Origin of the sequence: Peribacillus aracenensis, assembly GCF_025175645.1 — a bacterium.
Taxonomy (GTDB): domain Bacteria; phylum Bacillota; class Bacilli; order Bacillales; family DSM-1321; genus Peribacillus; species Peribacillus aracenensis.
The window spans coordinates 1-25302 of sequence record NZ_JANZMJ010000032.1 but is presented as its reverse complement, the minus strand read 5'-3'; the positions used below and the strand labels follow the sequence as shown (position 1 = coordinate 25302).

Sequence of the window (25302 nt, the reverse complement as noted above, 5' to 3'; positions counted from 1 at the left end):
ATCGATAACCTTTGTTCTCCATATAGAAGATAATAAGTGTTTTTTTATATTTGTATACTCGATTTGTATACAAGCCTATGTATTTCCCTGATAAAATCGTTTCTGATTTTTCAAGTAAAAATGCATTCATACAAGAATAGATAATTTCATATTGAGACCCACCAAATAAAATCTTCATTCTCTTGGATGATTGCTGATTGTATAAAACTTTTTAATGAAAAGCTAAAAAAACGCAACGGTGAGCGTAACTTGTAAAAAGCGGTCTTACCAAAGGAGGATTGATGGAGATTTATCCATTAAAGAGAGAAAAAATAGAATCGAATTCTTTTGTTAAAATAGACAAAAGCATGACTCCAATCCCTTTTACTTGTAAATCATGTGGGGAAACTTTTGATGAATCTCTTATGAAAATAGAATTGAATGTATGTCCGAAATGCCATTATCACCACCCGGTTTCAGCTTATGACCGCATTTCAATGCTTACAGATAGTGGTTCTTTTTCGGAATTCAATAAAAGTTTAATTTCCGTTGACCCGCTGAACTTCCCTGAATATAAAGATAAATTAATTTCTGATATGAATAAGACTGCGTTAAATGATGCGGTTATTACCGGGGAAGCTTCCATAGGTGGCTATCCGATTGTGATTGGTGTCATGGATTCTCGTTTCCGTATGGGAAGTATGGGCTCAGCAGTCGGTGAAAAAATCACAAGAGCCATTGAGGAATCAATAAAAACACGAAAACCATTTATATTGTTTTCGGCAAGCGGCGGAGCTCGTATGCAAGAAGGAATTCTTAGCCTCATGCAGATGGCTAAAACGAGTGTTGCTTTAGAACAACTAAACTACGAAAAAATCCTTTTCGTATCCGTTTTAACGAATCCTACAACGGGTGGAGTTTCTGCTAGCTTCGCTTCTTTAGGTGATATCAATATTGCCGAACCACAAGCTTTAATTGGCTTTGCAGGAAGACGCATAATTGAACAGACGATAAGAGAAGAACTTCCGGAAAATTTCCAAACCTCTGAATTTTTATTGGAGCATGGGCAACTGGATATGGTTGTAAATAGGAGTGAATTAAAACAATCATTAACAACCATTTTAAAAATCCATCATCTCGACTTCAGGGAGTGTTTTAAACGATGAACTTGCAAGTATTAAAACAACTGGAAAATCAAATTGCTGAATTGAAAGAGGTGTCTACAAAGCATAAACTTGACTTTAACGAAGTAATAAATAATCTTGAGCAAAAAGTCAATGAAATCAAAATTCATTTTAACGAGAATATGGAAGTTTGGGATAAAATTCAACTAACCAGAATTCAACAACGCCCTACTACTTTAGATTATATCCACCATATTTTTGAAGACTTTATTGAACTTCATGGTGACAGACTTTATGGGGAAGATCCTGCATTGGTTTCAGGAATAGCTACCTTCGAAGGAATGCCCATAACTGTCTTAGGAAATCAAAAAGGTAAAAATACTAAAGACAATATCTATCGTCGTTTTGGCATGTCGCAACCTGAAGGCTACAGAAAATCCCTAAGAATTATGCAACAAGCCAATAAGTTCAACCGCCCCATCGTCACATTTATCAACACGGCAGGAGCCTTCCCGGGTCGTGAAGCCGAAGAACGCGGACAATCCCAAGCTATCGCCCTCAATCTTCGTGAAATGGCAAGTTTTGGAGTGCCTATCATCTGTTTTGTAGTTGGTGAAGGTGGGAGTGGTGGTGCATTGGCTCTTGGTATCGGCAATCGAATCTACATGCTAGAAAACACATTTTATTCGGTTATTTCACCTGAAGGAGCAGCAGCGCTATTATGGAAGGATGCCACACAAGCAAAACGAGCAGCTGAAGCATTGAAAATTACGGCTAAGGATTTGATGGAACTAGGGGTGATTGATGAGATCATCAAAGAACCTGTAGGAGGAGCACATATTGACATCCCACTTCAATCACACTTTATCAAAGAAACCTTACGAAAAGCATTACAAGAACTTGGTCAATTAGATAAAGGCATTCTACGCCAACAACGTTTTGATAAGTTCCGAAAAATCGGTGAGTATATAGAAGAAAGGACATTTAAATAAGTAGATGAACAATTATTTCCGAACATGTTCATAGACCATTTGATATAGACGTTAAACTCAATATTTTGTAATGCAAATTATAGTGTCCATTCTTTCCTTCCCAATTACACCTGAATTATTTTATATCCTTTTGTTACATTATTCATGGCCATGCCAAATAACCCTCCAAACCCTTTTAACAGGGTATATCTCTGTTTCCAAAACCGTTAACTACGGCTTGCCTTTTTAACAAAGCATAAATTCAATGAACCTCCTCCGACTTTAATCGAACTACTTCACGTTTTAAATGTTTGTCCCTTTTCACCAATAAAAAATCCCCTCCTAGGTAGATTATCTAGGAGGAGATAAAAAAGGCATATCCCTTAAATGAAATTGATATTATGCGTATTGATTCGGCTCAATCAGCTGGCATCAATTTCAAATTATTGTTTATTTTGTTTCTTTGGCCGTAAGGAACCTTGTCATTTCAAGGCTGCTAACTTTCTTAACAAAGAAAGCTGTATTTTTCAATAATTAATCCAAATAAATTATTAAGAAGTCTTATGTCTATTTTGCATTCCTATGTTCATCAAAATCGATTTGGCATTCCTCCAGCGGAATTACTTTTGTTTTCTTAATGAACTTATAACCAAGCCACATTATCAAAAAGAATGGGATGCCAAGATAGGCAGCAATCACACTTGCCCAGTTTATGCCATCGCCAAGAAAGGCTTGATAGTTTTGCGCCAATAAAACGAAAAAGCAAAGAGTAAAGGCAAATATCGGTCCGAAAGGAAACCATTTTGATTTATAGGGAAGATCGTCCAGCGAATACCCTTGGGCAATGTAAGCCTTTCTAAACCGATAATGGCTTGCCGCTATACCCAGCCAAAATATAAATCCAGTGACTCCAACCGCATTCATAAGCCAAATATAAATAACTCCATCACCGAAAATGGAAGCAAAAAAGGCCAACATCCCTACAAGTGAAGTGACAATCAGTCCCCAAATGGGAACGCCACGCTTGTTAAGCTTCCCGAAAATCCGCGGTGCCAGGCCTTCTTTTGCCATTGAGTACAACATTCGGCTTGTCACGTAAAGACTTGAATTACCAGCGGATAATACGGCTGTCAAAATGATGGCATTCATCACGGAAGCAGCAAATGCCAGTCCCACTTTTTCAAACACCATCGTAAACGGGCTAACCATGATTGTATGTCCTTGCAGATTGCCATTCGTATAGGGAACGATCAATCCAATAACAACTATGGCCAGGATGTAAAAGAGGAAGATTCTCCAAAAAATGCTGCGAACTGCACGAGGTACATTTTTTGCCGGGTCTTCACTTTCACCGGCTGCAACACCGACTATTTCTGTACCTTGAAAAGAAAATCCAGCAGCAATGAAGATACCCAATGTTGCCAAAAAACCACCGGCAAACGGAGCGTCACCAACTGTGAAGTTTTTAAAACCAATCGCTTCTCCATTCATAATTCCGAATATCATCAATATTCCGACAACGATAAAGATGATGATGGTTGCGACTTTAATGAGGGAAAACCAATATTCCCCTTCGCCATATCCTTTAACAGATACGTAATTCAATAAGAATATCAAAACTAGAAACAAAGAACTCCATAAAAAAGACGAGCTGTCAGGAAACCAAAACTTCATTACCATCGTTGCCGCAGATAGTTCTGCGGCAAGAGTCATCGCCCAAGTGAACCAATAGTTCCAACCAAGCGCAAACCCTAATGCCGGATCAATGAAACGTATAGCATAGGTACTGAAGGCTCCGCTGACTGGCATAAATGATGCCAGTTCCCCGAGGCTTGTCATAATAAAATACACCATTATACCTATTACGGCGTAGGCGACCAGAGCACCACCAGGCCCGGCAGAGTGAATGGCCGGCCCGCTTCCGAGAAACAGTCCTGTTCCAATTGCACCGCCCAGCGAAATCATCGTAAGGTGGCGCGCTTTCAGCTTCCTTTGTAAAGTATTTGACGGCTGGTTTTGTTCATTTATGACAGGTGGTTGCAATTGCCGATTTTCCAAATTAGATTCCCCTCCAAAAATGCATATTTAATCGAGCACGAATAGGTAAAGCCGATCATTCCATCAATGGTCATTTCCTGCATTTATTACTATTTCAAAGTCATTTTCTCTAATGCCGGGACCTTTTTGGATTTCTGGGATCTATGTTGCATTTACATAACGATGTTAGGCCTAAAACCCAAGTCAAAGGGCTATAAGCCTAACGTTTATTTGGATATTCCGCACTTCATATTAAGTTGTAGGCAAACTCCTATTAATAAATGAATTCCAATCGATTTGATGTAACCAGCTTGCCGTTGCTTCGATATCTTTTGAAAAGATACGATCTTGTGTAATGCTTGGAATGAGCTTTCTTGCTTCCGTATAAAACTCTTTTGTAAACGGAGCCATCTTTTCTATTCCACGGTATTCAACCGCTTGCAGGGCACAAATGAGTTCAATCGCCAAAACGCGGCGAACGTTTTGAATGATTTGATGTGCGTGTCGGGACCCAATCGTTCCCATGCTTACATGATCTTCCTGGTTCGCTGAAGATGGAATGGAATCCACGCTTGCAGGATGTGCGAGTGTTTTATTCTCAGAGACGAGTGAAGCTGCACAATATTGCATGATCATCGCTCCCGACTGCAAGCCAGGCGACGGACTTAAGAATGGCGGTAAATCATTCAGCTGAGGATTGACGAGTCGCTCAATGCGGCGCTCTGAAATGTTCGCAAGCTCGGCAACAGCGATTTTCATGAAGTCCATCGCAAATGCAATCGGCTGGCCATGAAAGTTCCCCCCTGAAATAACCTTTTCTCCATCGTCAAAAATAAGCGGATTATCCGTCGCCGCATTCATTTCGATCTCCAATTTCTCTTTTACATAATCAAGAGTTTGCCATGATGCACCATGCACTTGCGGGATGCAGCGGAGCGAATAAGCATCCTGTACCCGCAGTTCTCCTTGCTTGGTGATGAGCTGGCTGCCGCTGATCATGCGAAGGATCCGTTCCGCGACCTCTGTTTGCTGGCGGTAACCGCGTGCTAGATGAACATCCGGATCAAAGGCATCTTCAATGCCGCGTAATCCCTCTAAAGTCAGTGAAGCAATCGCTTCAGTTTGATGGGCCAGCTGTTCAGCTTCAATGTAATTTACTAGGCCCATCCCCGTCATGGCCTGTGTTCCGTTAATTAATGCAAGACCTTCTTTTGCTTTAAGTGTCACTGGAAGAATGCCTTCCTTCGATAAAGCTTCGATGGCCTCCATTCGCTCTCCTTTATAAAACACTTCCCCTTCTCCCATCAATACTAGCGCTAAATGGGAAAGCGGCGCCAAGTCCCCACTTGCTCCAAGAGAACCTTGCTGAGGGATGACCGGGTGGATATGAGCGTTCAAAAGATCGATCAAACGTTCTATGACGACAGGACGGACACCTGAAAACCCTTTTAATAGCGCATTGGCACGGAGAAGGACCATAGCTCTCGAAACCACCTCTGGAAACGGTTCCCCGACTCCGCACGCATGGGAATGAATCAAATTCCACTGTAGCTGCTCTGCGTCCTCAGACTCAATCAAAACATCGCTGAACTTTCCAAAACCTGTTGTGATGCCATAGACGACTTTCTTTTGTTTCACGATATTTTCAACCGCTTCCCGGCTTTTTTCCACTTTTTTAACACTTTCGGCAGAAGCCGAGACAAATGCCTCTCCATACAATACTTTTTTCGCTTCTTCAATCGTTAAAGTTTGACCCGTTAACATTATCATTTCCTGCACCCCTATTCTTTTTTTAAACACACAAAAGGAGGCCATATTGACAGACTTATCCAGTCTTTCAATACAGCCCCCTATTTCACTAAAATAACTATAGGCTTTTAATTATTTAAATGTGGTTAATTCCCAAGCCAACGGCTTCATGTTCAAATCCCCGAACCGGTGCTCCAATCGTTCCATACACGGCGACAGCAATCCATTCACCTTCGTCCCCGTTTTCAAACGGCCTGCCCCGAACGATTGCAAACCGAAGGCCTGCAGTCCTCAAAAGACCGCCAAGCTCGACTTGGCCGCGTGTCACTCCTTGGAGTGCTTCGATGATCGCATGATACAGCGCATGCATTTCACGATACATATCGGGATTGACTAATCCAAGTCTTTTCGCTGATGTCTCAATGGCCGCAACTATTTTCTGCAGCTCCATTGAACCGACTTTACCTTTTCCATAAAGCCAATCCATCCGCTTTAGATCATTCGTCAATATGGCTTCTTCCTCTTCGTCCGCAAACGCGTACATGATTGCATGGCGCCCGATTCTTCTGTCGAATTCCTTTGTCATGCAAGTACCTCTTTTACAATTTTCTAAATACACTAATAACTAAATATTATTGTAAGCGGATACAAGCCATTCAGTCAATATATTTTTTGAAAATAAATCTTTCAGGGGATGATTCATCACTCCCAATGCAGCTTTCTACCTATAGAGCTCTCATCAATATTCCTTGAAAACCAGTGAATGCAAAAAAGCGGTAGAAAGTGAGCTAAGCAAGGACGAAGTGACCGAGTCCGCCAACGCGAGCTTTACAGATATAATGCCACCCCTCGAAAACGATGTAATCCCGAAAACCAATGCAGCACCTAAACCTGCCCCTAAAAAAGAGAACATCATTAAACCTAGGTAATTTACACCTGGTATAGCTACGAGAACCGCAATTAAAAAGGAAGACCGCACCGTTACACCCATTATCGAAGGTGATGCCAATGGATTTCTAGTCATCCCCTGCATGATCGCTCCTGAAATTAAACACGCCGACCGCATAATCGTTGTACAAATTGAGGATATCTTCGAAAAAGGTGTCCATGATAATTTGCTCCATCAAGACGGAGCATACAAAAATCTAACCCTTGCCCAAACTGTGTAAAAAATTAAAGTTTGTCTAAAAGAAATCCACACATTCATATAACAAGAATAAAGGCCTCCCGACTTTAATCGGAGGCCTTTACTTTATGGAGATATTCATTCATTCATTTCCAGTGCTTCATAAATCGCAGTCACAACACTTCCATAGCTTCCTGTTTTGAAGAGATCGCCAAAAAACTGATTGGAATTGGCTATAGGGTCAATGAGCGGAGAGTGCTTTTTATTGGTTAGTAGCACAATCCCTAAATCCTTCTCCGGATCAATGATCGTGACCGTCCCAGTCCATCCAGTATGACCGTAGGCACTGTCGCTCGCATAAGGGCTGAACATCCACTCCATGCTAGCATCGCCATTTCGCCTCCACCCAAGTCCATATGTAGGATTCATTGCGGAAGGTGCGACGAATTCATCGATGGTTTCTTGATCAAACAACTTATGTTTACCGTATCCCCCGCCATTCAGCATCACCTGCAGGAGGACGGCCATATCTTGCGTATTGGAGAAAAGACCAGCATGCCCTGAAACGCCCCCCATCGAATAAAAGGCTTTTTCATCATGTACTTCCCCTTGAAGTGTATATGTGCGGATGTTAGGGAAATCTATCACGCCGTCCCGGGTGTTACCAAGCAATTCAGTTGCAGCAAAATCCATTGGCTTAAAGCCCTTTTGAAGAGGATTGAACTTTGTATTTTTCAAACCAAGCGGCTTATACAATTCATTTTCAACATAGGTGTCAAGCCGCTTACCTGTTATTCCTTCAACAATGGCTCCAAGCAGCATATAATCGACATCACTGTATACATTCTGTGTTCCGGGTACATATGTGAGCGGTGTTTTGGAAATGAACTGGATGGTTTTATCCCGTTCCTGGGAGTACAGTTCTTTCGAAACCTTTGGATTATGATATTGGGGATCAGGTCTAAAGCCTGCTGTATGATGGAGAACATCAATAATCCTCAGATTGTCCTTTCCTTTGATCACATCCTCCTTTGTGTCTTTGAATTCAGGAATGTATTGCTGGACTCTTGCCTGGATATTGAGCTTTCCTTCGCTGACCAATTTCTGAATGGCAAAATTGGTTGCATACATCTTCGTATTTGAAGCCAGGTCAAATAACGTTTCATTTTCCATTTTCTTAAACTTCTTAAGAGGTGTATGTTCATTATATTTCTGTTTGTATCCATAACTTTCATTTTTAACGATTTTTCCGTCCTTTATGACAATCAGGGCAGCACCAGGAAAACCCGCAGCCACTTCCATTTCAATAAGCTGATCCACCTTTTCCAGCTTTTCAGACGAAAAGCCCGCTTCTTCAGGTTTTTTGGCTTTCTTTAACATGGGATACTGGCTGGCGGTTTCCTTACTCACAGCGGCTTCCTGATTTGGATTTTCATTAGCGAAAGACACGGATGGCGCTAGTAAGGAAAGAGCCAGAATTGAACTAAGTGTGCAGCTTGTCCATATATTCATCATTTTCCACCCCTTTAAAATCGCACTTTAGTCACTAAGGAACAACTTTGTCTTTTGACTCCTATCGAAAGATATTTTCTCATTCATTCCGTTCTTTTTTCACCAGGCATCACAATCCCATAATGCGATCTTCGTGTATCCTTTTCCGTTCCGGGTAGCGATTGGGTATCTTATTCTGAAGTTGATAAATGCGGATATTTCCCAAACCTAGCTAGTATTTACCAATAATTCTCAATTTTCAGTATATATGATTTCGAGCATCATTTCAATTTGATATTTATATTTTTAAAATTACATTTCAAAGAGGAAAAATCGATTATTAAAATCTTGCGCTCATCAGTAAAGGAAAAGCAAGCAACACACTGGAAACAAAGACAGTAGGCGAAATTCCAGCGTTTCGTCTGGTTGGCATTGTGGAAAGTGCCTATCGAACAGCAAGAATTTTGCCTCCTATGCCGCTTATTAAAATAGAAAGTAAGATCAAATCAAAGTCTAGTTTTCCGTTGCAAAATGTACTTCAGTGAATATGACCCTCAGGATATGGGCTTCAAGCATTACATGTTGTAAGTGAGAACTAGCGATTAAACGCGACCATGAAAATACAATAACGGTGAGCATGAAAAGGCCTCTCACATAAACTGTGGGAGGCCTTCAACTCTAATGATATTCATATGTTGGGTGAGCACTCATTTCTGAATCCCCGTCCCCCTATATTAAGTGATTTGAGCGATGTTTGTATCATGCACCCCATTTATATTAAATAAAGTAAGCAAATGCAATATTATAAGAAAAGAACAAACTGAACAAAAAAAGCCCTTCTCTTTTGAGATGGCCTATGAGCAATCCTTAACTTTTAAAAGCTTTGCTTGATGCTAGTGTATTCTTGATTGTTCGCATACATCGGAATAGGAACGACCATGTTTGTATGGGAGCTTAAATAAACTATCCATAACAGCAGTAACACAATCTTCGCAATAAAAATTGACGAACTCCCTACCTTGTTCAAAAATTGGTGTCATCGTATCTATGTCAGCCCATTTAAAACAGTAAATACACATTTGCCTCATGATATATCACTCCTTTAGTATGCAGAAATAATTAGTAATAATCAAAAGAAGAATATGTGCTACTTGTCGACATTATTCTTGAAACGATATTCTTTCGTAAAAAATCCCTAACATAATTAAGGGAGCAAGGGGAATAAACTGCTATAAAACTATATCCTTTATATACCACTTAAAATGGGCATTAAACCTACCAAAAAACATTATCTTTTCTACCAAGACTTTCTCCTTTAGCAGAAGTTCCCACCAGGTTTCAAATTTGTGTTTACTCCGTTTGCTGATTGGTAATAACATAATACATCTTTTAACTATAAATCAGAGTAGGGAGTGATATTTATGGCAAGGCGTTCCAACAAAACCAAACATAAAGCAAAAACTACTTTGAATTTAAAAACTAATATTAAGGAAACATTATTTAATATCACAGACAATCCATCAACATCTGTACAACAATTAGCCTATTATATACAACATCACCCTGATGTAAAAGTCACCAAGAAACAAATGCTTGGAATTCCTTATACCTTCCATAACTTAGAAACAAACGGGTATAATTATTATTTAGAAACCAATAGATTTAAAATTTTGCAGTTGGATGGACATTATCAGGATAAAAAAATTGTATCATATCGATCATATAGGGATTATCATCAATTAAATGCACCAATTAAAATGACATAACTCATATTTCCAACCTCTTTAATTAGAGGCTTCCAGACTGTAGACAAACTCGATGAAAACCGAGTTTGTCTACAGCATTTGAGGTCTCCTCTGGACAAGCTTATCCCGCCCGGAGTCTCGCTCACCTCCTTACACCCCCTTTTTTTTACATAAGAAAAAGAGCTGCCAAAGCAGCTCTCTTATTGAAGTAAAGTACGAACGATTATTGAAAAATGACTGTGTCTTTGTTACTTTCCATCACTGCCAGTTTGTGTGAAAGATTCCTGCCAGATCACGTCGTTCATAGGTATGTGCACCAAAGTAATCACGTTGTGCTTGCAAAAGGTTAGCATTAGAGATGCCTTTTCGATAACTATCGTAATAAGTGAGTGAAGCACTTAAACATGGAAACGAGATACCGGAATTTATTCCCTCACAGACAACCTTTCGCAATCCTACCTGGTAGTCCGTAACCTTTTCGGTAAAATACGGTGATATTAGTAAATTAGCCAGATTCGGCTGCTCTTGATAGGCTTCGCTAATGACGTTTAAAAACTCGGCACGAATGATGCAACCACCGCGGAAAATCAGCGCAATATCCTTTAAAGGCAAATCCCAGCCGTAAAGTTCAGAAGTCATTTTATATTGAGTAAAACCTTGCGCGTATGCACAAACTTTCCCCATATATAATGCTTGTCTAATATAGTCAATCCACTCATTTTTATCCAATTTTTGCTGATTGTTTTCGGGGCCTGTTAAAATATTTTCTGCATTAACCCGTTCTTCTTTTAAAGCGGAAATGTAACGAGCAAACAAAGACTCTGTAATAATCGAAACTGGTATTCCGTTATCAATAGCTTGCATGCTGGTCCATTTGCCTGTACCTTTTTGTCCTGCTTTATCAAGAATCACATCGATCAAGGGTAAGCCCGTTACATCATCTTTTTTCCTTAAAATTTCAGCAGTGATTTCGATTAAATAACTTTTCAGTTCGCCTTGATTCCATGTTTCAAAGATGTCAGCAATTTCATGGACTTCCAAATGCAACTTTTCTCTTAAAAATGTATAGGCTTCGGCGATTAATTGCATATCTGCATACTCAATCCCGTTATGTACCATTTTTACAAAATGACCTGCTCCTTTTGGACCGATATAGGTACAGCAAGGGTCAGCATTTACCTGTGCTGCGATTTTTGTCAGAATCGGAGCTACTTTTTCATAGGCGCCTTTATCTCCACCCGGCATGATTGAAGGTCCCTTTAATGCCCCGACTTCTCCACCAGAAATACCAATTCCCAAATAACTGATTCCTTTAGATTTCAATTCATCATATCTGCGTTCAGTATCTTCGTAATGGGAGTTACCGCCGTCCATGATAATATCGCCTGATTCAAGATGAGGAAGCAATGAATTGACCACCGAGTCGATCGGCTTACCCGCAGTCACCATTAGAAAAACCTTTCTTGGAGTTTCCAGTGACTGAACAAAGTCTCGGATTTCGTAATACGGATGGAGCGACTGAATATCCAATTCAGCTGCAAGCTGATCCGTTAAATCTCTTGTGTAGTTATAGACAGCTACTCGTTCCCCTTTACTAGCCATATTTAATGCGATATTACTGCCCATTACCCCTAAACCAATGACACCAATTGTATTGTACATTTATTTCTGCTCCTTCTATGTAAGAATAATAGGCAGTAAATCCCTGCCATAGTGGGGGATTTACTGCCGGGAAAGGCTTATACAAATAAGCTTAGTAATAGAATGAATCCTAATCCAGCTACTGAAATGATCGTCTCAAGCAAGGTCCACGTTGCAAATGTTTCTTTCATGCTTAAACCAAAATACTCTTTAAACATCCAGAAACCAGCATCGTTAACGTGTGAAGCGACTAAGCTTCCCGCTCCTGTAGCAAGCACAACTAGAGCAAGGTTAACGTCCGTCTGACCTAACATCGGAATTACTAAACCAGCTGTCGTTAAGGCAGCAACGGTAGCAGATCCTAAGGAAATACGCAGGATTGCCGCGATGATCCAGGCAAGCAAGATTGGTGATAATGATGTTCCTTTGAACAATTCAGCTACATAGTCACCTACACCGCCGTCAATCAATACTTGCTTGAAGGCTCCTCCGCCCCCTATGATTAAAAGCATCATCCCGATATGCAGGATTGCTGATGTACAGGATTCCATAATATCTTTCATTGGAATCTTTCTTGCCAAACCCATTGAATAGACCGCAAATAATAAGGAAAGCAACATGGAAGTACCGGCCTCACCAATAAAACGGATAGCTGCTAGTAGACCATTATCTTCAAATCCCATTGTTTTTTGCATCAAAGTGATAATCGTAGCAATTGACATTAATATAACCGGAAGTAAAGCAGTAAATACACTGATCCCAAATCCAGGTGTTTCTTCAAGTTTAAATGATTTTTGTTCTCCTAAAGAGGCAATGCTGCCTGTTTTCGTAAATGATTCAGGTACTAATCTTTTAGCTATCTTCGTAAATACCGGTCCAGCTAAAATAACGGTTGGAACCGCAATAATGAAGCCGTAAAGTAAAACCTGACCAATGTCTGCACCATATTCACCCGCGATGACGGTTGGCCCTGGATGCGGCGGTAAGAAACCGTGTGTTACGGATAATGCCGCTACCATTGGAATACCAAGATACAATATCGAAACTTTCAATTCCCTTGAAATTGCAAATACAATTGGAATTAATAATACTAATCCCACTTCAAAAAACAATGCGACACCGATAATAAATGATGCTGCAACGACTGCCCATTGAATATTCTTTTCACCGAACTTTTTAACAAGGGTCATGGCAATGCGCTGCGCGCCGCCTGAATCTGCGATCAACTTACCCAACATCGCTCCAAGTCCAAAGATTAATGCTAAGTGACCGAGTGTTCCGCCTAACCCAGCTTCAATGGTTTTGACAATTCCATCAAGTGGCATCCCAAGCGCTAAAGCCACTCCAAACGATACAATGATCAAGGAAATAAAGGTGTTTAATTTTAAACCCATTATTAAAATTAATAATGCGACAATTCCTAAAGCGACAATAACTAACGGCATTGTAATTCCCCCATGTCTTTACTTTGTAGCATTGATTAAGTTTCTTTGATAATTCGCGATCTGTGTATATTCGTTTTCCAATACCCTTGATAGGTTAATGAAAATCGGCAGTAGTTGCCTATATTCTTTTACAGAATCATCTTTCGGTGTGTGCTTGTGGGTATTGCCTATCATTTCAGAAACTACTTCGAAGGAATCAATTTCCCCTGTGGCATATAACCCCAATATACAAGCACCCAGGCACGAACTTTCGTAGCTTTCTGGAACCACGACTTCCGATTCGAAAATATCGGACATCATTTGCCGCCAAACAGCCGACCTTGCGAAGCCACCAGTAGCTTGAATTCGGGTCACGGGACCGTCCATACACTCGGTTAAGGCTAAAAATACTGTATATAAATTGTAAATGACTCCTTCTAGAGCCGCTCGAATCATATGTTCTTTCTTATGCGAGAGTGTTAATCCGAAAAATGATCCCCGTACATCCGGATTCCATAATGGTGCACGTTCACCTGCGAGATATGGATGGAATAACAATCCATCGGCGCCTGGTCTTACACGTTCGGCAATCTTGGTCAAGACTTCATAAGCGTCGATGCCAAGCCTTTTAGCCGTTTCTACCTCGGAAGAAGCAAATTCATCGCGTATCCAGCGAAGGACCATCCCGCCATTGTTTACCGGCCCGCCAATCACCCAATGCTTTTCCGTTAATGCATAGCAAAAGATTCTTCCTTTTTCGTCGGTTTTCGGCTCGTCTATAATCGTCCGAATCGCACCGCTTGTCCCAATCGTGACAGCGATTTCACCTTTTCGGATAGCGTTTACACCTAGATTTGAAAGGACACCATCACTTGCCCCAATGACAAAGGGGGTTTGTGGATCAATCCCGATCTGTTTGGCTAAATCCGGGTCACAGTTGTTAAAGACCTTTGTTGTTGGCACGAGTTCAGATAATTGCCCGCGCGTTATTCCGGCAATTCTTAAGGCTTCCTCATCCCAATCCAAGTTTTTGAGATTCATCATGCCCATCGATGAAGCAAGAGAATAATCGACAACATATTGATCAAAGAACTTTTTAAAGATATATTCTTTAATCCCGATATACTTTTTAACATGGGTTGCGATCTCTGGACGGTCATTCACGATCCAGGCGATTTTGGATAATGGAGACATCGGGTGTATCGGCGTTCCGGTCCGTTTGTAAACTTCATGCCCATCTAATTCATCTTTTATTTTATGGGCCCAAGCTTCACTGCGATTATCTGCCCAAGTGATACAACGGGTCAGCGGCTGGTCATTTTCATCCATGGCTATAACACTATGCATCGCACTGCTAAATGAAATAAATGATATCTGTTTATCTGGATGCTGCTTCGTTATATTTGTAAAGGCTTTCAAAACGGCCTGAAAAATCTCTTCAGGGTCTTGTTCCGCTGTTGTCATATCCGGTGTGTAAAGAGGATAACCAATATTCTCCTGCTCGATGACATCGCCTTTTTTCGTGAATAATACCGCTTTTGTACTTGTTGTACCGATGTCTACACCTAACATATAGCTAGTCATTTTCTTGTTCGACTCCTTTTGAAAGCATCTGTTGGGCCGTCCATAAGTCTTCAACTTTCTCTTGAACATCATCAAAGTTTTCATGTAGCGACTTAATCATGAGGTCCCGATCTTTTGTCCTGATTGCATCAATATAAAGTTGATGGTTATTTATGATCCGTGTAAAGTCTTCATACTTTTCTTTAAAACGACTGCGCATGGATAGAAGAATCAAACTTTCCATCACAGGTTTTAAATTATCCCAAATCATCAGGATGTAGGAATGATCGATAGACCGAATGATCGTTTCGTGGAAGAGGACATCCTGATAAGAAAACTCATCAGCATCTCGATATTTTATGGAAATTTTCATCATTTCCAGTATTTTACTAAGTTCCATCACTAATTCATTCGTTTCCATCCTTACTAACCGTTCAAATACAAACGTTTCGATGAGTATACGCACATCATAAATTTCTGCATATTTTTTTTCTGTTAAACCAATGACAACCGCACCCATTCTTTCCAATCGGATGATATTTTCAGAGGCCAATATTTTTAAAGCTTCACGAACTGGTGAGCGGCTTACACCAAAATCGGCAGCTATTTTATTTTCAGATAGGATGGCACCGCTTTCAATCAACCCCGAAATAATGCGCATTCTTAGCTCGGATGTTACACGATCACCTGCTGAAGCTTTTGAAAGCCATTTTACAGGATATAGAAACTCCTTTGATTCAGCCATAAATTCACCTTCCAATTGAGTTCAAGTACACTTGTATACAAGTATTTTATAATAATAATAATGAATAATGCAAGCATTTTGAATGTAACCGGATTCTCGTTACTATAAGTCAAAATGATATAAGATTCTGGTGAAAATAATGAAACGGACTAACCTGCTCCGTTAGTTCCACAAGAAAAAGCTGTCTTAAAGACAGCTCCAATCTTCAGCTAATGCACCTGTTAGTTCCATAAGAAAGGCGAACCTTATTCAAGAATCGCTCCGAATTCTGGAATAACTTCTGAGCCTCTATTAGCTGGTTTAACACAATAACGGCTACTCCACGGCAGTTTCTAGTATCGTTTCCCGTTTAGCTAAATAACAAGAACCCATTATTTATGGTACGGTTCACCCGCCTCCTGTTTTTCAACAATATCTCTATCTTGGACAATGCTTGATGTATTCCCTATAAATTTACTATAAACCTTGTCATAAAGCTTGATAACACAATAGCCAAGCAATCCCCCAGAGGTGTTTAGTATTAGATCATCCACATCAAAAATTCCGAGAGAAAAAACTACCTGTAAGCATTCCAAGCATAAGCTTAAACTCAAAGATCCAGCTAATACGCCTATGAATGACATTCCTTTATTTTTAGACAAAAATACGAGAAACATTCCAAATGGGATGAACAATGCGATATTCCCCACCAAATTACTAAAATCATGCCACCATGATAGACTCTGAATATTAATGAATATTGTTTTAAACGGGAAAAAATTACCTCTTTGCAATTGGTACATGAGAATATCAGGGTTCCCAAGATTCGTCTGAAGTTGATGCCAGAGAAAGGTCATATCTCTCCAACGGAACTTAAATAGAATGATTCTAAGCAATGCGTACATATAAAAGACAAATAGTGCTAGTACAATAACCCTTCTGTTCATTAATTTCGTTTTTTTCATTTCACCGTCCTTACTTCCTTGAGATTAGTATGTATTGTTCTGGGAAACACCGTCACAATTACACCATCCATATTGTTGCCTGATATCTCCCAATGAAGATTGGAAGGCACATGAATGGTCGTATCCTTGGTTACAGGGTAATAAGAGATCTCATATTTTTCACCATGTATAGTAGTTGAAATGGACTTTTGTTCTTTTAGGAAATCCAAATATTCTTCTAAAGAAAAATTCTTTTCCTCCATAATTACACTGTGCGGCAATCCAACATAGCGAATATGCCAAGGTTCATACTGAATTCCAGTAACTTCTGTTTTATCCTTTGGATACCGTAAAATAAAGCCGTATTTCCAAGCATTTTTTCCTATCCACTTTCCTTCAGGTGCTACATCCATCTTCATTTGAGTTGATCCTACATCAAGTGATAAACCCAAATTGTGTTCGCTATAGCCTGCAGGCAAGGCATAGTCAGACCCCATTTCCTGGTAAAGTGCACTTTGCTCATCAAAGTCTCGAAAGCCACTATTAATTGTAAAATGGCGAACCCCCTCTTTTTCTGCAGCAGCCATCATCGCCGAAAATTCATGTGCAATATCCTCTGACAATTTAATTTCGTTATCAAGCAACCCGTATCCCTTTGTCAATTCTTTATGCGTAAATAAATTTACAACATCTGATTTTATACTCTCTTTGTGAATCGGATATTCATTATTAACCAAAAGTAAATTTCCTTGAAAGACCCGTTCTTTTGTAATTTCTATCGTTTGGAAACTTTCAGAGGTCTCTCTATTACCTAATTGATCATTGTTACTTTTTTCATATCTTTGAACCTCTTGAAAAGACGATTCTTTATTGACAAATGCAAAACTCAGACATAATACTAACAACAATAAAAATCCCCACTTCTTCATTTCAAGTTCCTCCTTATTCTTATAGATACTAGAATAGGAAAATTTTTTTAAAAAAAGAGTAGGGTAAAATTTAAATTTTTCTTAAATCCTTTATGAAAATTTTTAAACTTGGTCAATTGTAACACTTTCCTGCGGTAAACGAACTTCAAATACAGTGTGTATTAAACTACTTTCGGCCGTAATCGTTCCATTATGTTGCTCCACAATATTCTTTGCAATGAATAAACCAAGACCTGTGCTATCTTCTTGATGAGTTCGTGCTTTGTCACCGGTATAAAACATATCAAAAAGATATGGAAGTTCATTCGGAGGAATACTATCTCCATAATTAATAACCTGAACAACCACTTCTCCTGCATCAACAAACCCGTTAATATCTACAAACTGACCATCATATCCATAGCGATTTGCATTGGTTAAAAGATTTTCAAACACACGAGCTAACATCTCTCCGTCACCCAAAATAGGTAAATGGGGAAGAATATTCATTCGGGCGATCAAATCATTTTTCTCGAAAACAGGATACAATTCTTCTTTTAATTGAAGAAGTAGGTCACTTAAATTAATTTGCCTTTTTTCAACTGGTAACATGCCATAGTTCATTCTAGTTATTTCGAATAATTCATCAATCAGTCTTTCTAAACGCTGAGATTTAGTAAAGGCAATCGTTAAAAAATGTCTGACTTGTTCTTTAGTCAACTTCTCATCCTTAAGGATTAAATCTAAATAACCTAAAACAGAAGTTAGGGGAGTACGCAAATCATGAGCCAAATTTACAACTAACTGTTCTTTACTGTTTTCAGAAAAATCGCCTCTTTGTATGGCTTCTTCTAATTTTTCACTTGCAAGATTAATTGCTTGTGCAATATCTCCAAATTCATCATTTGATTGGATATAAACCCGATGTTTAAAGTTGCCACGAGCGAGATAATGAATTCCGCTTGATATCTCCTTGAAATAGGTAGAATAGGGCTTAGTGAGTAAATAGAAAAACAATATCGAAAGTGAGATAAATAGTACAAAAAAGAAGTTAAAGTCTCCAATACTGTCTATGAATTCACGAAGTTGGGCCAATGGGTCACCCCAACGAACCCTCGTATGATAATAAAGCTGCAGTCCTTTAAAGATTAAGTAAGTTATAATACCACCAAGAAGCATACTTAAACCAAATAATACGATTATTTTGGAGCGAAAACTGTGTATAAATTTAGCCATTGAATGTATACCCCACTCCCCAAACAGTTTTGATTAACTTGTTTTTCCTTTTATCTTCTCCAAGTTTTTTCCGTAAGGTACGAATATGCACCATTACCGTATTACCACCTTCAAAGTATGCATCACCCCAAACCTGCTGAAAAATATTTTCTACACTATAAACTTTCTTTGGATGACTGGCTAATAAATACAAAATATCAAACTCTTTCGGCGTTAGCTCGATGTTTTCACCATAGAGCAATACTGTACGTTGATCAGGAGAAATCACCATTCCACCAAATTCCAAGATAGCTTTATTATCTACTTTGGGTTGATTCAACTTCATAAAGCGCCGCAATTGAGCATTCACACGAGCAACCAATTCAATGGGGGTAAATGGTTTAGTCATATAATCATCTGCTCCAATCACTAATCCATGTACCTTATCGAAATCAGAAGTTTTCGCACTCAAAAAAATGATAGGCATATTATATTGTTCCCGAGTCTGACGGGTTACTTCATATCCATCCATTTTCGGCATCATAATATCCAAAATTAGCAAATCAATTGATTGAGTCTGGATAACATGTATGGCTTCTTGCCCATTATGTACTTTAATGACATTGTATCCTTCTTTTTCTAGATGGATTGCAATAAGGTCAGCAATTTCCTCCTCATCATCAGCAATTAAAATCGATATACGTTTCATCTATTCCACTCCTATATCAACATTCAGTGAATTATTATCTTCATCAAACCTTACACAGCTGCACCCTTTAAAAAACTCGATATTTTGGTGAGGATGCCTTATCAGCAGAATCTTAACTAACATGGCATAATTTAGAGCTTATATTTTATTTTCTATTATATCTTTTTTTTCTCCCAAGAATCTGGCCCAATTGTTGACAAATCAATATGTACTCTTGAACTATCCTGCCCCGTTCCATAAGAAAAAGCTGCCTTAAAGACAGCTCCGATCTTCAGCTAACGCACCCGTTAGTTTAAGTACAATCCTTCACAAATTTTGTTTTAAATTAGAAAAAAGCTCCCAAAGCATCTCTCAACAAGCTAGTTAATCTTCTGCTCATTTACTATTTTTTATACCATTTATCTGTTTTAAATTCCTCTGGAATCGATTGCTCAACAGGGTCATCAAATCCTAACTGTTCAAGGATTTCAAACCATAAATCTCTTTTAGAATCAGGTAATTTCGAGCCACACCAGGGACAATAGGTTATCTCTATACTTGAGCTGCCTCCATCGTGGATTATTAACCCATATTCATCAAACTTTTTATCATAGGTAATCAAAATGTCTGGACAATCAATCTTGCACTTAATATTAACTTGGTCTTTCATAGTTTCGCAGCAGTGATTATTCATAAAAATCTCCTTGAATTAAACCCTTTATTGGTTTCTATGTATATTGTTTATTGTAATTTTATCATAGTCGCTTATTGAGCTAACCTGCCCCGTTAGTGCCATAAGAAAAAGGCTACCTCAGCAACCTTCCTTATTGAAATAAAGCACCGTTTGTTTAACAAGCATGGTTTTTAATTAGCACAAGAGTTATCATATGAAGGTTTGGAATATAAATTTCACAGCCATCCATAGTGTTTGAAGCTAAAAATTCGTTGGGAAGTTCCAGCCATTTAGATGCAATATTATTTAGCATTGGTTTTACATTAGATTCAGATGATTCATCTATATCAAGAAAAACCTTGTACATATCATCAATTTTCCAATACTTTTCTATTTCGGAAACAGACATGAAAACTTTATAATTAGCAGTAAATTTCTTAAAATCATCTAAGTGTTTGTTAGTTTCTTCTGAATTACTTGCCTCAATAAATAATGTAAATTTCATAAGCAAAACTCCTTAAAATATAGAAAAGTTCGTCTTATTAAAGTAAAATCCTTCTAACCTGCCCCTATAGTTGTATAAGGAAAGAGCTGCCTTAAAGACAGCTCTGATCTTCAGCTAACGCACCCGTTAGTTTAAGTGTATACCTTCACAAATATTGAGTTTAATGATTAGTAAGGTATTGTTTAACCTTATTCGCGTCTTCAGAAGGGTATTGATATTCGAGAATACTAGCTACTTCAATAGCTACTTGCTCAAACAAGTCAATTGTTTCAAACAACGAATTCCAAACTTGTTCGTAATCTCCATTAGGATATGTTTTCATCAATCTTTCCCAAATGTCGTTATCAAGGTAGCACTTTAGGTACTTGCTGTTTTTTCCTACACTCAATGAAAAATTGGTTTCTATACCAACTTTCCACTCAAGCATTGTTAGTAACATTTCTCTTACACTACTTAAATGGTCATAAGCGTAAAGTATTTCTTGTCTCCATAACCCTTTTGCTACATAAGTTGAAACCCACCAAAATTCATTACAACATTCAGCAAAAAATTCAGCAGAAGGCTTTTTTACCCAGTAATCTTTATCTGTTGGTTCAGAAAGCTTAGGCATATTTCCATCTTTATCTAATAAAATTAGTGTTAATCCATCTTCAGAACAATAAGTATCTTTTTCCTCAATCGGAATCAGCATTAAATCAATTCTATTACCATCCTCAAATAACATTAGATAGGTGAATCTCCCACCCAATTCAGGTGGAAACATTGCCATATCTTCTGGTGTTTGCATTATTATTCTTTTCCCAAAAACATTTACCCAATCAGGATTAATTAGAAACGATTGAAAGTCAGATACAAGATAAACAATATCATAATCTCTGAAAGAATCTTTAGGTACATTAAAATTCGTTCGAGAACCATTCAATGCAACAGCTCGTACTCTCTCATCTTTCTCGGCAACTCGTAATATCAATTCCATCATTTCTTTTTCTGAACGCATATTTTCTCCTCCTAAATATTTAATTTCTTAATACGTATTTCTATTAGGAGGTCCTCTGATTAGTAATAAACAACGTTATATAAAATGATCTATTATTGACATCCTAACTCCTCCAATTATTTTAAGATTAAAACTTAATAATGTATAAAAGTTGATTTTATTTATATCACTAACTTGCTCCATTTTTTGCATAAGAAAGACCGTCGAATGACAGTCTTGATCTATTGCTATTGCACCCGTTAGCTTTAAAAAGATTAGGATTTTAATTTTTTTCTCATTTTAAAATTAGTCAATTTGACACCTTTACGTTCAACAGTTTGTGAACGAACAATATTGTAACCTTTATGTTTAAAAAATGGTTTAGCTGTAATGCTTGAATCTGTATAAATTTCTAAAAGGTTTAGCTTTTTCGCTTCACTTTCAAGCATATCAACTAATGCTGAAGCTATACCTTGACCTTGAAAATCTTTATGAACAAACAGTCTATCTAAGTACCCGTCATAGGTCAAGTCACTAAAGCCCACTACTTTATGATTAATTTTTGCAACAAATGATATATTTTGACCTAATGAAATTTTCCACGAATTGATTTTCGATTCTTTTTCCTCTTTTGTTGCCCAAACATCTAATTGTTCTTGCGAATAATCCTTCAAATTAACTGAATGAACTGTTTCGTAAAATAAAGAAACAATTTCTTCAATATCAGTTTCCTTAAATTTCATAATAATCATTTTCTAATGTACCTCTCTCTATATTAGAATAGGTATATTTTACCGTAAAACCCTTTATGGAACTAACCTGCCCCTTTAGTTCATTAAGAAAAAGCTGCCTAAAGTCAGCTCCGATTTCAGCTAACTTAAATTGAATAAAAGCTTAAAATTCCAATTATCATTGCGATTATAAGAATTGATACTAAACCAATAAGTATTTTCATCCAAGTTTTCATGTAATCACCTACTTGTTGAGTTTTGTGACAAAAAAAAAGACGGTTTTACCCTCGCCTTTACCTAAGATGCCAGGATGGCCTCTAAATCATATAAGGTCCGTACGCGGCCGGATATACAGAAGCCCATTATTAGGATATCTTGATTCATATTTTCAAAGAAGATTTTTCTAAATGGTGGACCAAAAATGCACGGTGAATATGGAAAAATCTCAGCATGGGCTAATTTGTCTTACCTTTGAGTCTGTCTTTGCCTTAAATAATATAAACCACAAGCTAAGTTGAAAAGGGAATAAGCACCAAAAAGAATTGGGAAAGCTTTAGAATTTTGAAAAATGCTAAAAGAGACTAAAGCCAAAATAAGAAAAAATAGAGTGAAAATAAAACTTTGTGTATACCTGGGAAGCTTTTTCAAAAGTAAATCACCTCTTTCTTACTTTACCAATAAATGAAAGATTAGTGAATCTCATAATACATTGCTTCTAAACTCTATTTTCATAAAAATTACTTATTAATTTATTACGTAACAGTTCGATTTCATCATACTTAATGAACTAACCTGCCCCGATAGTTCCATAAGAAAAGCTGCCTTAAAGACAGCTCTGATCTTCAGCTAATGCACCCGTTAGTTCATTAAGAAATTCAGTTTATAAGTCCTTTTAAATATGTTTTATGATATTTTTTTAAGAATCCCCAAACAATAATTAGAACCCCAAACACTACAAAGAACAAAATCGGCAGCTGAAAAATATCCATGTAATCTCCTAATGCCCATGAATTATTTGCTTCAATAACATTCTGGTAGGTATCCTTATATTCATATTGAACAATCCAATTATCCTTTGTACTCGCCACTGTTCCTAAATCATAATCATCGCTAACAATTCCTTCTTTATTAAAAATTTCATACGGATCTTCAATCATAAATGTTGCATACTGATATTCAATGGGGTAAGTGGTAGAAGGTTTTTGTGTTATATTAAAATCTTTCAACCAATCTTTTAATTGAGCGTTCTCTTCTGTGTTAAATAATGCAAGATAATTCAAATGATCCTTATGTTCGTCGAAAAGAGTTTGAATATCCTCTTTTTTGGAGTCAGAAATCACATCATCATCACCTACAATGGTTAACACATCGTTCATGATGATGCTTCTTTCTTCCTTGAAATTATATATTTCTAAGGAGGTATTTACAAAAATGATAGCTCCTAGCACAAGTGAAACCAATGAAAATAATAAGATATAACGAGCAAATCTCTTTTGTACACTAAAAAATTCTGATAATCCTTTAATCATGTGTTTTTTATCTCCAAAGTTTTCAATAGCCATTCTGCTCGCTTCTTCTTCTGATACTCCCTTTTCTTTTAACTCATGGGCAGCCTCTAATAAATGCGATTGCATTTCCTCTTTTAATTCCTGAATTTCTTCTTTATCTCCATCAACATTTCGGTAAACCGAATGAACGTATTCTTCAATTTGTTTCATTTTTTATCCCCTTTCCAATAAAACGGAAAAACAGATACCCTACAACATTTAATAAAGCAAAAGCAATAACCCAACCAGCATTCAATCGTCTATGATGATAAGCGTTAATGATTGCCCAAATTGCAAACAGTACCCAATAAATACATACACTTAGAAACAATGCAGTATATGCTGTTTCTACATAACCTTTTGATTCAACCATGACATCCCAATTTTCGTTACCTGTACCATCAGCACGATAAGTAATAAAGTGGTTAAATATTGGTTTTTCTCTAAAACTATATTCTGGTTCTTCGCTTACAGTAGTATAAAATGTCTCATTACCATAATTGGTAACCTCAACAGCACTAATGGTTACTCCTGTAATGTTTTCATTTTCTTGTACAATTTTTTGAATATCCGTTTTAGCTTGCTCGGTTATTGTATTACCTAAACTATCAAGGATTTGTGAACTAAATTGATAACTCTCATTTTGTTGATTCCTTTCAAGTGGAATAAGAATACCATATCCGATAAAACTAATTAAAAGGAATGTTAATGCTGTATAAAGTACCCATTTTGCAAATGTTCTTTGTGCTTTAAACAACTGACCAACAATAGAACGCATTTCTTTTTCTCCGCCGAAACGTTCAATGGAAATTTCAATTGCTTCTTGTTCAGACTTTCCTTCTAATTTCAACTCGTGAACAGCCTCTAATAAATGACCTTTCATTTCATCTTTTAATTCTTGTATTTCTTTTTTATTTCCGCCAACATTTTGATAAACCGAATCAACAAATGCTTCAATTTCTTTCATTTTTTCTCCCCCAATCCAAAAACGAATCAATCACATCTCTTACAAATTCCCATTCCAAACGCTTTTCTTTAAATCCTTCTTCACCCATTGATGTAAGTTTGTAATATTTTCTTCTTCCTCCTGGTCCTTTCTCATCCCCCCAGTAAGAAGAAATCCATTTATTCTTTTCTAATCTCTTTAAAGACAGATAAAGCGTACCCTCTTTTAATTCAAATTGGTCATCACTCTTTTCTCGAACAATTTTGGCTAATTCATAGCCGTACATATCCCTCTTATGTAAAAGAGAAAGGATGAGAGTGTCTATATGCCCTTTTAAGACTTCTTTATTAATTTCCAAATTATCCACCTCTTGGTATAAATATATTTTATATTACTATATAATGCAAGGTATTCATTAAAAAAAAACGGGTAGTTCTTAATGAACTATCCTGCCCCGTTAGTGCCATAAATCGAGTAGGAGGAGGCGCCTAGCCTCCGACCTCTCACACCACCGTACGTACCGTTCGGTATACGGCGGTTCAGTTTAAGTCTGACGTAGTTTTGTATATCGTTCATATAGATTTACTAACCCATG

The 25302-nt window shown here is 37.8% G+C and carries 23 protein-coding genes; 3 read left to right on the top strand and 20 right to left on the bottom strand.

The features are described 5' to 3' along the window. Positions 1-281 precede the first annotated feature (281 nt). Complete coding sequence (accD, locus tag N0M92_RS23295) at positions 282-1145, top strand: acetyl-CoA carboxylase, carboxyltransferase subunit beta (RefSeq protein ID WP_397443916.1); 864 nt, start codon at positions 282-284, stop codon at positions 1143-1145. Next, the gene (locus tag N0M92_RS23290) at positions 1142-2095 is read left to right on the top strand and encodes an acetyl-CoA carboxylase carboxyltransferase subunit alpha (RefSeq protein ID WP_260288083.1); all 954 of its coding nucleotides are present in this window, start codon (positions 1142-1144) and stop codon (positions 2093-2095) included. The genes accD and N0M92_RS23290 overlap by 4 nt, the downstream gene beginning before the upstream one ends. Before the next feature lie 546 nt (positions 2096-2641). Here the strand turns inward: N0M92_RS23290 and N0M92_RS23285 are convergent. The 5 genes from N0M92_RS23285 to pbp4b form a co-directional block, all read right to left on the bottom strand. Next, positions 2642-4039, bottom strand: a complete 1398-nt coding sequence (locus tag N0M92_RS23285; protein WP_260288112.1) for an amino acid permease — start codon at positions 4037-4039, stop codon at positions 2642-2644. A 324-nt stretch (positions 4040-4363) separates the two neighbouring features. After that, entirely contained in the window at positions 4364-5881 is a 1518-nt protein-coding gene (hutH, locus tag N0M92_RS23280) for a histidine ammonia-lyase (RefSeq protein WP_260288082.1), read from the bottom strand. A gap of 115 nt (positions 5882-5996) precedes the next feature. After that, positions 5997-6446 carry a hut operon transcriptional regulator HutP gene (gene hutP / locus N0M92_RS23275; protein ID WP_260288081.1) on the bottom strand — a complete coding sequence of 150 codons (450 nt, stop codon included), beginning with the start codon at positions 6444-6446 and terminating at the stop codon, positions 5997-5999. Positions 6447-6599: 153 nt separating this feature from the next. Further along, complete coding sequence (locus N0M92_RS23270) at positions 6600-6884, bottom strand: iron chelate uptake ABC transporter family permease subunit (protein ID WP_260288080.1); 285 nt, start codon at positions 6882-6884, stop codon at positions 6600-6602. 240 nt (positions 6885-7124) lie between these two features. Continuing rightward, positions 7125-8498, bottom strand: coding sequence for a penicillin binding protein PBP4B (pbp4b, locus tag N0M92_RS23265; RefSeq protein ID WP_260288111.1), 1374 nt, complete (start codon positions 8496-8498; stop codon positions 7125-7127). A 1400-nt stretch (positions 8499-9898) separates the two neighbouring features. On the opposite strand from pbp4b, the gene N0M92_RS23260 reads away from it, so the two are divergent. Continuing rightward, positions 9899-10243: a hypothetical protein gene (locus N0M92_RS23260; protein ID WP_260288079.1), complete on the top strand. Its 345-nt coding sequence runs from the start codon at positions 9899-9901 to the stop codon at positions 10241-10243. 237 nt (positions 10244-10480) lie between these two features. Here the strand turns inward: N0M92_RS23260 and gnd are convergent, their stop codons facing one another. The 15 genes from gnd to N0M92_RS23185 all read right to left on the bottom strand — a co-directional run bounded on the left by gnd (position 10481) and on the right by N0M92_RS23185 (position 25065). Next, on the bottom strand, positions 10481-11884 hold the full coding sequence (gnd, locus tag N0M92_RS23255; RefSeq protein ID WP_260288078.1) for a decarboxylating NADP(+)-dependent phosphogluconate dehydrogenase: 1404 nt from the start codon (positions 11882-11884) through the stop codon (positions 10481-10483). A 77-nt stretch (positions 11885-11961) separates the two neighbouring features. Further along, a complete protein-coding gene (locus tag N0M92_RS23250) occupies positions 11962-13308 on the bottom strand; it encodes a GntP family permease (protein WP_260288077.1) in 1347 nt (448 codons plus the stop codon). Positions 13309-13326: 18 nt separating this feature from the next. Then, positions 13327-14871, bottom strand: coding sequence for a gluconokinase (gntK, locus tag N0M92_RS23245; RefSeq protein ID WP_260288076.1), 1545 nt, complete (start codon positions 14869-14871; stop codon positions 13327-13329). Next, positions 14864-15595, bottom strand: a complete 732-nt coding sequence (locus N0M92_RS23240; RefSeq protein ID WP_260288075.1) for a GntR family transcriptional regulator — start codon at positions 15593-15595, stop codon at positions 14864-14866. The genes gntK and N0M92_RS23240 overlap by 8 nt, the downstream gene beginning before the upstream one ends. Before the next feature lie 371 nt (positions 15596-15966). Next, on the bottom strand, positions 15967-16539 hold the full coding sequence (locus N0M92_RS23235) for a VanZ family protein (RefSeq protein ID WP_260288074.1): 573 nt from the start codon (positions 16537-16539) through the stop codon (positions 15967-15969). After that, entirely contained in the window at positions 16536-17447 is a 912-nt protein-coding gene (vanY, locus tag N0M92_RS23230) for a VanY-A/VanY-F/VanY-M family D-Ala-D-Ala carboxypeptidase (protein WP_260288073.1), read from the bottom strand. Before vanY ends, N0M92_RS23235 begins: the two co-directional genes overlap by 4 nt. Before the next feature lie 102 nt (positions 17448-17549). Continuing rightward, positions 17550-18662, bottom strand: a complete 1113-nt coding sequence (locus N0M92_RS23225; RefSeq protein ID WP_260288072.1) for a HAMP domain-containing sensor histidine kinase — start codon at positions 18660-18662, stop codon at positions 17550-17552. After that, complete coding sequence (gene vanR, locus N0M92_RS23220) at positions 18655-19350, bottom strand: vancomycin resistance response regulator transcription factor, VanR-F/VanR-M family (protein WP_260288071.1); 696 nt, start codon at positions 19348-19350, stop codon at positions 18655-18657. The genes N0M92_RS23225 and vanR overlap by 8 nt, the downstream gene beginning before the upstream one ends. A gap of 382 nt (positions 19351-19732) precedes the next feature. Then, the gene (locus N0M92_RS23215) at positions 19733-20023 is read right to left on the bottom strand and encodes a DUF6980 family protein (RefSeq protein ID WP_260288069.1); all 291 of its coding nucleotides are present in this window, start codon (positions 20021-20023) and stop codon (positions 19733-19735) included. 154 nt (positions 20024-20177) lie between these two features. Further along, positions 20178-20507, bottom strand: a complete 330-nt coding sequence (locus tag N0M92_RS23210; protein WP_260288068.1) for a hypothetical protein — start codon at positions 20505-20507, stop codon at positions 20178-20180. Positions 20508-20667: 160 nt separating this feature from the next. Next, positions 20668-21504: an aminoglycoside 6-adenylyltransferase gene (locus tag N0M92_RS23205; RefSeq protein ID WP_260288067.1), complete on the bottom strand. Its 837-nt coding sequence runs from the start codon at positions 21502-21504 to the stop codon at positions 20668-20670. 254 nt (positions 21505-21758) lie between these two features. Then, a complete protein-coding gene (locus tag N0M92_RS23200; protein WP_260288066.1) occupies positions 21759-22235 on the bottom strand; it encodes a GNAT family N-acetyltransferase in 477 nt (158 codons plus the stop codon). An 854-nt stretch (positions 22236-23089) separates the two neighbouring features. Next, positions 23090-23932, bottom strand: coding sequence for a permease prefix domain 1-containing protein (locus tag N0M92_RS23195; RefSeq protein ID WP_260288065.1), 843 nt, complete (start codon positions 23930-23932; stop codon positions 23090-23092). Then, complete coding sequence (locus N0M92_RS23190) at positions 23919-24728, bottom strand: permease prefix domain 1-containing protein (protein WP_063574951.1); 810 nt, start codon at positions 24726-24728, stop codon at positions 23919-23921. Before N0M92_RS23190 ends, N0M92_RS23195 begins: the two co-directional genes overlap by 14 nt. Further along, positions 24715-25065 (bottom strand): PadR family transcriptional regulator, encoded by a 351-nt coding sequence (locus tag N0M92_RS23185; protein WP_260288064.1) that lies wholly within the window; start codon positions 25063-25065, stop codon positions 24715-24717. Before N0M92_RS23185 ends, N0M92_RS23190 begins: the two co-directional genes overlap by 14 nt. Positions 25066-25302: the final 237 nt, after the last annotated feature.

Bases quoted from the DNA above. Each gene is read 5' to 3' on its own strand.
- accD (WP_397443916.1), top strand. From the start codon at position 282: ATGGAGATTTATCCATTAAAGAGAGAAAAAATAGAATCGAATTCTTTT.
- N0M92_RS23290 (WP_260288083.1), top strand. From the start codon at position 1,142: ATGAACTTGCAAGTATTAAAACAACTGGAAAATCAAATTGCTGAATTG.
- N0M92_RS23285 (WP_260288112.1), bottom strand. From the start codon at position 4,039: ATGATTTCGCTGGGCGGTGCAATTGGAACAGGACTGTTTCTCGGAAGC.
- hutH (WP_260288082.1), bottom strand. From the start codon at position 5,881: ATGATAATGTTAACGGGTCAAACTTTAACGATTGAAGAAGCGAAAAAA.
- hutP (WP_260288081.1), bottom strand. From the start codon at position 6,446: ATGACAAAGGAATTCGACAGAAGAATCGGGCGCCATGCAATCATGTAC.
- N0M92_RS23270 (WP_260288080.1), bottom strand. From the start codon at position 6,884: ATGACTAGAAATCCATTGGCATCACCTTCGATAATGGGTGTAACGGTG.
- pbp4b (WP_260288111.1), bottom strand. From the start codon at position 8,498: ATGAATATATGGACAAGCTGCACACTTAGTTCAATTCTGGCTCTTTCC.
- N0M92_RS23260 (WP_260288079.1), top strand. From the start codon at position 9,899: ATGGCAAGGCGTTCCAACAAAACCAAACATAAAGCAAAAACTACTTTG.
- gnd (WP_260288078.1), bottom strand. From the start codon at position 11,884: ATGTACAATACAATTGGTGTCATTGGTTTAGGGGTAATGGGCAGTAAT.
- N0M92_RS23250 (WP_260288077.1), bottom strand. From the start codon at position 13,308: ATGCCGTTAGTTATTGTCGCTTTAGGAATTGTCGCATTATTAATTTTA.
- gntK (WP_260288076.1), bottom strand. From the start codon at position 14,871: ATGACTAGCTATATGTTAGGTGTAGACATCGGTACAACAAGTACAAAA.
- N0M92_RS23240 (WP_260288075.1), bottom strand. From the start codon at position 15,595: ATGGCTGAATCAAAGGAGTTTCTATATCCTGTAAAATGGCTTTCAAAA.
- N0M92_RS23235 (WP_260288074.1), bottom strand. From the start codon at position 16,539: ATGAAAAAAACGAAATTAATGAACAGAAGGGTTATTGTACTAGCACTA.
- vanY (WP_260288073.1), bottom strand. From the start codon at position 17,447: ATGAAGAAGTGGGGATTTTTATTGTTGTTAGTATTATGTCTGAGTTTT.
- N0M92_RS23225 (WP_260288072.1), bottom strand. From the start codon at position 18,662: ATGGCTAAATTTATACACAGTTTTCGCTCCAAAATAATCGTATTATTT.
- vanR (WP_260288071.1), bottom strand. From the start codon at position 19,350: ATGAAACGTATATCGATTTTAATTGCTGATGATGAGGAGGAAATTGCT.
- N0M92_RS23215 (WP_260288069.1), bottom strand. From the start codon at position 20,023: ATGAATAATCACTGCTGCGAAACTATGAAAGACCAAGTTAATATTAAG.
- N0M92_RS23210 (WP_260288068.1), bottom strand. From the start codon at position 20,507: ATGAAATTTACATTATTTATTGAGGCAAGTAATTCAGAAGAAACTAAC.
- N0M92_RS23205 (WP_260288067.1), bottom strand. From the start codon at position 21,504: ATGCGTTCAGAAAAAGAAATGATGGAATTGATATTACGAGTTGCCGAG.
- N0M92_RS23200 (WP_260288066.1), bottom strand. From the start codon at position 22,235: ATGATTATTATGAAATTTAAGGAAACTGATATTGAAGAAATTGTTTCT.
- N0M92_RS23195 (WP_260288065.1), bottom strand. From the start codon at position 23,932: ATGAAACAAATTGAAGAATACGTTCATTCGGTTTACCGAAATGTTGAT.
- N0M92_RS23190 (WP_063574951.1), bottom strand. From the start codon at position 24,728: ATGAAAGAAATTGAAGCATTTGTTGATTCGGTTTATCAAAATGTTGGC.